Origin of the sequence: Anaeromyxobacter sp. SG17, from assembly GCF_022690695.1 — a bacterium.
Lineage (GTDB): Bacteria > Myxococcota > Myxococcia > Myxococcales > Anaeromyxobacteraceae > Anaeromyxobacter > Anaeromyxobacter soli.
Genome location: NZ_JALCYX010000125.1, coordinates 1 through 6985, shown reverse-complemented (window position 1 = coordinate 6985; position 6985 = coordinate 1). Strand labels below are relative to the sequence as shown.

Sequence of the window (6985 nt, the reverse complement as noted above, 5' to 3'; positions counted from 1 at the left end):
CGAGCCGCGCGAGCGCGTCCTCGATGGGCGCCGGCCTCGGCCCGGGCGCGGGCGCGGCGGCGTCGGGCGAGCCGGTCCCGAAGGCGCGGCCGTCGCCGCGCTCGTCGGCGAGCCGCAGGTAGAACCCCATCCGCCCGCCCTGGTGGCAGAGCTTCACGAGGATCCGGTTCGTGCCGCGCCGGAGCGTCACGAGCGCGCCGCGCTGGTCGAGGCGCGCCGGGTGATACCCGGGGTCGGAGAGCGCCACGGCGCCGTTCACCCAGACCTGCGAGGCGCCGCTCGCGCCGAGCCACAGCGCGACCCGCTCGTCGCGCGGCGCCTCCACGAGGGCGAGCGCGTAGGCCACCACCTCGCGCGCCGGGCGCAGCGCCGCGCCGAGGTCGACGAAGCCGTGCACCACCGCCTCGTCCGGCAGGGCGCGCCAGGCCACCTCGCCCACCTTCCCCTCGTAGCGGGCGGCGAGGTCCAGCGCCTTCTCCGGCGGGTAGGCCGTCTCGAGGCCGCGCTTCCCCTCGTCGTCGAACGGGCCCACGAGCCGCCAGCGCGTGACGAACCCGAGCCGGCGCACCTGGGCTGCGCTGCGCTGGAGGTTCCCGCGCGAGCGCTCCAGGGCGGCGAGCCGCTGGCGCGCGAGCGCGCGGACCTCCGGGTCCGCGGCGCGATCCTCGATCGCGGCCGTGTACGCGGCGGCGATGGGCGCGAGCTCCGGAGCCTCGTCCTCCAGCGCGCCGAGCTCGGCGAGCGCGACGATCCCGCGGGGCCCGCGCCGGTCGCGCGCGAGCGCGGCCGCTGCGTCCGCGCGGAGCGCCGCCCCCGGATCCGCGGCCCGGGCGCCGGGCGCCCCTCCGGCAGCGCGGGCGGCGGGGAGCGGAGCGACGAGCGCGAGCGCGAGCAGGGCGGCGAGGGGGCGAGGCATCCCGCGCAGTGTAACCGCGGGGGGGCGCCGGGCATGCCGATTCCGCGGCGGCGCGACCCCGACGCGACGCTCGCGAGGCCGGGGCCCGGCGGAGCTCGCGGCCGCGACCGGTCCCCCGGGAGCCCTCGCCATCGGCCCGGCTCCCGGTCGGGCGCTCCTCCTACTCGGCCCGCGCGAGCGCGAGGACGACGACCGACCGCGCCCCGGCGTCCTTGAGCGCCCGCGCCGCCGCGTCGGCGGTGGCGCCGGTCGTGACGACGTCGTCGACGAGCACGACGTCGCGCCCCGCGAGCGCGCCGGGTCTGGCCGCGTGGAACGCGCCCGCCACGTTGCGGCTCCGCTCCGCGCGCGTCCGGCCCACCTGCGGCGGCGTCTCGCGGGTGCGCCGGAGCGCGCCCGGGAGGCGGCGGCCGCGAGCACCCGCGGCGCGGGCGAGCGCGTCGGCGAGGAGCGCGGCCTGATCGTAGCCGCGCGCGATGCGCCGCGCGCGGGCGAGCGGCACCGAGACGACGAGCGCGCCCGGCGGGAGCGGAGCGGCGCGGGCGAGCCAGGCGCCGAGCGGGCGCGCGAGCGCGGGACGGCCGCCGTACTTGAGGGCGTGGATCGCGTCGGCGAGCGGGCCGCCGAAGAGGCCGCCCGCGCGGACCGCGTCGAACGCGGGCGGGTCGGCGCGGCAGGCGCCGCAGAGCGGATCCGGCCCGGGCAGGCCGCAGCGCCGGCAGCCCTCCGGGACGGGGTCGACGGCCTCGCCGCACACGGAGCAGAACGGCTCCGCGACCACCGCGCCCCCGCAGGCGGCGCAGCGCGGCGGGTAGACGAGCTCGAGGAGCGCCGCGGCGACGCCGCGGAGCGCGGCGGCGACCCGGACGCGAACGTCGCTCGACCCCTCCTCGCTCATCGCACGAGGAGCCCGAGCCCCTTCATCTCCTTCGGCTGCGGGAGCCCCATCACCTGGAGCGCGGTCGGAGCGACGTCGGCGAGCACGCCCTTCGCGCGGAGCTTCGCGCCGCGCAGGTCGGGATCGGCGAGGATGAACGGCACCGGGTTCAAGGTGTGGGCGGTGTGCGGCTGGCCGGTCTGCGGGTCCGTCATCAGCTCGCAGTTGCCGTGATCCGCCGTCACGATCATCGCCATCCGCTGCGCCTTCGCCGCCTGCCACAGCCGGCCGACGCACTCGTCCACGACCTTCACGGCCTTCACCGCGGCGTCGAGGATCCCGGTGTGCCCGACCATGTCCGGGTTCGCGTAGTTCACGAGCGCGAAGCCGTACTTGCCCGTGCCGAGCGCCGCGACGAGCTTGTCCGTCACCTCGCGCGCGCTCATCTCCGGCTTCTCGTCGTAGGTCTTCACCTCGCGCGGGCTCGGCACGAGGATCCGGTCCTCGCCCGGGTAGACCGTCTCCCGCCCGCCGTTGAAGAAGAACGTGACGTGGGCGTACTTCTCGGTCTCCGCGCAGCGGAGCTGCGCGAGGCCGGCGTGCGAGACGATCTCGGGGAAGATCTCGGTGAGGTCCTGCGGCGCGTAGGCGACCGGGTACGGGAACGTCTTGTCGTACTCGGTCATGCACACGTAGGCGGAGAGCCGCGGCGGAGCGCCGCGGTCGAAGTCGTGGAAGCCCTCGCCGGCGAGCGCGCGGGTGATCTCGCGCGCGCGGTCCGCGCGGAAGTTGAAGAACAGCACCGCGTCGCCGTCGCGCACCGGACCGACGGGCTTGCCGTCGCCGTTCACGACGACGGTGGGCTTCACGAACTCGTCGGTCTCCCCGCGCCCGTACGCGGCCTCCATCGCGGCGACGCCGCTCGGCGCCCGCTGGCCCTCGCCCTTCACCAGCGCGCGGTAGGCGAGCTCCACGCGATCCCAGCGCTTGTCGCGGTCCATCGCGTAGTAGCGCCCGGAGACCACCGCGACCTTGCCGTAGCCGGTGTCGCGCAGCCGCTTCTCGAGCCTCGCCATGTACTCGAGGCCGCTCTTCGGCGGGGTGTCGCGCCCGTCCATGAACGCGTGGACGAAGGTGCGCGGCACCCCCTCGCGCCGCGCGAGCTCGACGAGCGCGTACAGGTGCTCGACGTGGCTGTGCACCCCGCCGTCGGAGAGGAGGCCCATGAGGTGGAGCGCCGCGCCGTTCTCCTTGGCGCGGCGGCACGCCAGGAGGAGCGCGTCGTTCTTGAAGAAGGATCCGTCCTCCACCGCGCGGTTGATGCGCACGAGGTCCTGGTAGACGATCCGGCCCGCCCCGAGGTTCGTGTGGCCCACCTCGGAGTTGCCCATCTGGCCCTCCGGAAGGCCGACCGAGAGCCCGCTCGTCTCGATGGCGGTGTGCGGGTACTCGTGGACGAGGGCGTCCATGTTCGGGGTGCCCGCCACCGCGATGGCGTTCGCCTCGCGCTCGACGCGGAGGCCCCAGCCATCGAGGACGACGAGCAGGACGGGCTTCGGCTTCGTCACGGGTTCCTCCGGTCGGACGGCGTGTCGCGTGATGTTAGGGACGCGCCCGGCCATCCACAAGGAAGAAGTCCGCGGCCAGGCGCCCGGCTTTGGACCTCACTTGTGGTACGGCTCGCCCCGCAGGATCGTCATGGCGCGGTAGAGCTGCTCCACGAGGACGAGCCGCGCCAGCCGGTGCGCGAGCGTCATGCGCGAGAGCGCGAGCGTCTCCTCGGCCCGATCCAGCACCGCGCGCGAGAGGCCGTCCGAGCCGCCGATGACGAGCGCGACGTCGCGCCCCCCCTCCGTCCAGCGCCGCACGCGCTCCGCGAGCTGCACGCTCGTCCACTCCGCGCCGCGCTCGTCGAGCGCGACGACCCGCTCGCGCGGGCCGAGCTTGGCGAGGAGCGACCCGGCCTCCTCCTCCTTCGCCTGCGCGGTCCCCGCGTGCTTGCGGGCCTCGGGGACCTCCACGAGCTCGAACCGCGCGTAGCGCCCGAGGCGCTTCGCGTACTCCTCGATCGCCGGCGCGTAGAGCCCGGAGCGATCCCTGCCGACGGCGACGACGCGGAGGCGCATTCGCGGGGCGCCTCAGGGGAGCGGCGCGGCGGCGCCGGAGCCGAGCGCGCGCGCGAGGGTCGCGTCGAGCGCGGCGAGGAGGTCGCGGTTCCCGTCCTGTCGATACGCGGCGAGGCCGCGCTCGAGGTCGGGGAGGCGCGCGAGGAACCCCGCGAGCACGGCGTCGTCGATCGTCTCGGCGGCGACGCCGTAGCCGAGCCGCTCGAGGTAGCGGGCATTCAGGATCTGCTCGAACTGGCGCTTCACGGGGACGGCGAGCATGGGCTTCCCGAGATACACCGCCTCGCTCATGAGCGTGAAGGATCCGCCCGACACGACCGCGCGCGCGGTGCGCAGGTCCTCGACGAAGACGGGCTCGCTGAAGGGACGCCACAGGAGGTTCCCCTCCCTCGCGTCGGCGACGAGGTCGCGGCGGAGCCCGTAGATGCGGCACTCGCGCCCGGAGCGCCGCAGGACCTCGGGCAGCGCCTCGTTGGAGGTGGAGGTCTGGTAGACGAGGAGGTGCTCGCCGCGCTCCGGCCGCGCGGCGAGGATCTCCGGGCGGAGCACCGGCGGGTGGAGCGTCGTGCGGCGCTTCACCCGCTCCGGCCGGAAGAACGTCGCGACGAGGTAGTGGAAGCAGCCCGGCAGCTTCGCCTTCACCACGGCCTTCGCGACGAGGAACTCCGCCTCGTGCCCGGCGATCACCTCCGGCGGATGATGGGCGCGGTTCACGATCTGGTTGTTGTCCACGGAGATGCACGGGAGCCCGTGCGTCCGCGCGAACAGGTGGCTCCAGCTCTCGAAGTCGGAGACGACCACGTCCGGCCGGAAGGCCCGGGCGAGGTCGAAGTAGGCCTTCACGTTGCGCGGCCAGCCGCCGAGGGCCGCCCCCTTGAGGTTCGCGAGGACGGTCCGGAAGCTCCGGACCTCGTTGTCCTCGTACACGATCGAGAGCCCCCAGATCTTGTTCACTCCCAGCCGATCCCGCTCGAGCGACTTGAGGTACCCGTGCGCCCTGCCGGAGACGACCACCTGGACGTCGTGGGCGCGCGACAGGTGGTCGATGACCACGCGCGAGCGGATCGCGTGCCCCATCCCCTCGCCCGCGACCCCGTAGAGGATGCGCGCCATGCCGTGACTGTAGCGCGCTCCGGCGGACCTGGCCCCAGGCCCGGCCGGGACCCGCCCGCGCGGCGCGCGCTTCCGGCAGGGGCGCGCGGCGGGTACCCTGCGCGTCCATGAACGCTCCCGAGCCACCGGACGGCGGCACGCGCCCCGCCGGGCTCGGCGCGACCCTGCGCGCGCTCGTCGCGCTCGCCTGGCCCATCGTGATCTCCCGCGCCACGCAGGCGGTGGTCGGGATCGCCGACGCGGTGATGGTCGCGCACCTCGGCGAGGCGGCGCTCGCGGCGACGACGACCGGCGCGACCAACGCGCTCTGCGTCTTCATCCTGCCGATCGGGACGGTCTTCATCGTCCAGAGCTTCTCCGCGCAGCTCTTCGGGCGCGGGGACTCCGCCGGCGCGCGCCGGTTCGGCTGGTACGGCCTCGCCGTCGCGGCCGGCGCGCAGGCGCTCGGGATCGCCGGCGCGGCCGCGGCGCCGCACCTCCTCGCCCGCCTCGCCTACGCCGCGGACGTGCGCGCGCTCATGAGCGGCTACCTCCAGCTCCGGCTCCTCTCCGCGGGCGCCGCGGTCGGCATGGAGGCCCTCGCGGGCTACTACGGCGGGCTCGGCGACACGCGCCGGCCCATGGTCGCGAACGTCGCCGCGATGGTGCTGAACGTCCTCGGCAACTGGCTCCTCATCGACGGGCACCTGGGGCTCCCCGCCCTCGGCGTCGCGGGGGCGGCCCTCGCGAGCACGTTCTCGACGACGGTCGCGTTCCTCGGGCTCGCCGCGACGTTCGTGCGCGAGGGGCGCCGCGCGGGGACGGGCCGGCTGCGCGGGAGCGAGCTCTGGCGCGTGCTCCGCTTCGGCGTGCCGTCGGGCATCACCTGGTTCCTCGAGCTCCTCGCCTTCGTGTTCTTCGTGAACGTCGTCTTCGCCGGCCTCGGGACGACCTCGCTGGCGGCGCTGATGTCGATCCTCCAGGTGAACACCATCGCGTTCATGCCCTCGCTCGCGCTCGCCAGCGCGGGAGCGATCCTCGTCGGCCAGGCCATCGGCGCCGCGCACAGGGACCGCGTCCCGCGCGTCCTCGCGGTCACGTTCGCGGTGTGCGCGGCCTGGCAGCTCTTCGTGGGCCTCCTCTACCTCGTCGCGCCGGACGCGATCCTCGCGCCCTTCTCCCCCGGCGCCGCTCCGGAGGGCGCCTTCCACGCGATCGGGCGGCGCGTGCTCGTGCTGGCGGCGGCGTGGCAGCTGTTCGACGCCGCCGCCATGGTGCTCGGCGAGGGGCTCCGCGCGGCGGGCGACACCGCCATCGTCATGTGGCTGCGCATCGCCATCGGCTGGGCGGTGTTCGTGCCGGGGAGCTGGATCTCGGTGCGCTGGTTCGGCGCGGGGGACGCGGTCGCGGTGGGGTGGCTCGTCCTCTACCTCGCGCTCCTCGCGCTCGTGCTCTGGCTCCGCTTCCGCGCCGGCGCCTGGCGGCGGATCGAGCTCGTGCCCGAGGGCACCTGACGGGGCGGCGACGTCGCCCCGAGCGGCGTCGCCCTGCTCGCCGGTCTCCGTCGGCCCGGCCTCAGCGCGCGCAGCGCGGGGGCGCGTCCGCGTCCGCCTCGGTCGCGTCGCGCGGGATGGTGAGCCCGAGGGCGCCCGCGTCGAGGAGGCCACCGCGCTCGAGGTCGCTCACCCGCACCGCCGCGAGCGAGCCGTCCGCGCCGAACAGGTGCTCGACGCGGAGGTGGTGCCCCGCCACGCGGCCGTCGCGGACGTACTTCACCGTCCGTCCCTGCGCGTCGCGCTCCACCTTGCGCCAGGACTCCCCCTCGCACCCGGGGAACGTGCGGATCTCGCCGGAGAGCGCCCCGGCGGCGCGGAGCGAGGCGTAGCGCGCGAGCGCCGCCTCCGCGCGGGTCGGCGCCGGCGCTGCGTCCGCGGCCTTCGCGCCCGGCCGCTCCGTGGCGGGGGTCGGCTCGGG

The 6985-nt window shown here is 75.8% G+C and carries 5 protein-coding genes and 2 pseudogenes; 1 reads left to right on the top strand and 6 read right to left on the bottom strand.

Annotated elements, in window-relative coordinates; genetic code table 11:
• The 5 genes and pseudogenes from MNY60_RS22945 to MNY60_RS22925 all read right to left on the bottom strand — a co-directional run.
• Window positions 1–916: pseudogene (locus tag MNY60_RS22945) on the bottom strand (hypothetical protein); the annotation flags it as partial.
• Between the two features lie 160 nt (window positions 917–1076).
• Window positions 1077–1814 (bottom strand): ComF family protein, encoded by a 738-nt coding sequence (locus MNY60_RS22940; protein ID WP_242362000.1) that lies wholly within the window; start codon window positions 1812–1814, stop codon window positions 1077–1079.
• Entirely contained in the window at window positions 1811–3361 is a 1551-nt protein-coding gene (gpmI, locus tag MNY60_RS22935) for a 2,3-bisphosphoglycerate-independent phosphoglycerate mutase (RefSeq protein ID WP_242361998.1), read from the bottom strand. The genes MNY60_RS22940 and gpmI overlap by 4 nt, the downstream gene beginning before the upstream one ends.
• Window positions 3362–3457: 96 nt before the next feature.
• Window positions 3458–3919, bottom strand: coding sequence for a 23S rRNA (pseudouridine(1915)-N(3))-methyltransferase RlmH (rlmH, locus tag MNY60_RS22930; protein WP_242341410.1), 462 nt, complete (start codon window positions 3917–3919; stop codon window positions 3458–3460).
• Between the two features lie 12 nt (window positions 3920–3931).
• Window positions 3932–5032, bottom strand: coding sequence for an MJ1255/VC2487 family glycosyltransferase (locus MNY60_RS22925; RefSeq protein WP_242341411.1), 1101 nt, complete (start codon window positions 5030–5032; stop codon window positions 3932–3934).
• Between the two features lie 107 nt (window positions 5033–5139).
• Here MNY60_RS22925 and MNY60_RS22920 point away from each other — a divergent pair, with 107 nt between their 5' ends.
• The gene (locus MNY60_RS22920; RefSeq protein ID WP_242341412.1) at window positions 5140–6525 is read left to right on the top strand and encodes an MATE family efflux transporter; all 1386 of its coding nucleotides are present in this window, start codon (window positions 5140–5142) and stop codon (window positions 6523–6525) included.
• A gap of 61 nt (window positions 6526–6586) precedes the next feature.
• On the opposite strand, the pseudogene MNY60_RS22915 reads toward MNY60_RS22920, so the two are convergent.
• A pseudogene (locus tag MNY60_RS22915) lies at window positions 6587–6985 on the bottom strand (Fe-S oxidoreductase); the annotation flags it as partial.

What these genes read in the sequence shown, in the direction of transcription:
- MNY60_RS22940 (WP_242362000.1), bottom strand. Translation starts at nt 1,814, where the DNA reads ATGAGCGAGGAGGGGTCGAGCGACGTTCGCGTCCGGGTCGCCGCCGCG.
- rlmH (WP_242341410.1), bottom strand. Translation starts at nt 3,919, where the DNA reads ATGCGCCTCCGCGTCGTCGCCGTCGGCAGGGATCGCTCCGGGCTCTAC.
- MNY60_RS22925 (WP_242341411.1), bottom strand. Translation starts at nt 5,032, where the DNA reads ATGGCGCGCATCCTCTACGGGGTCGCGGGCGAGGGGATGGGGCACGCG.
- MNY60_RS22920 (WP_242341412.1), top strand. Translation starts at nt 5,140, where the DNA reads ATGAACGCTCCCGAGCCACCGGACGGCGGCACGCGCCCCGCCGGGCTC.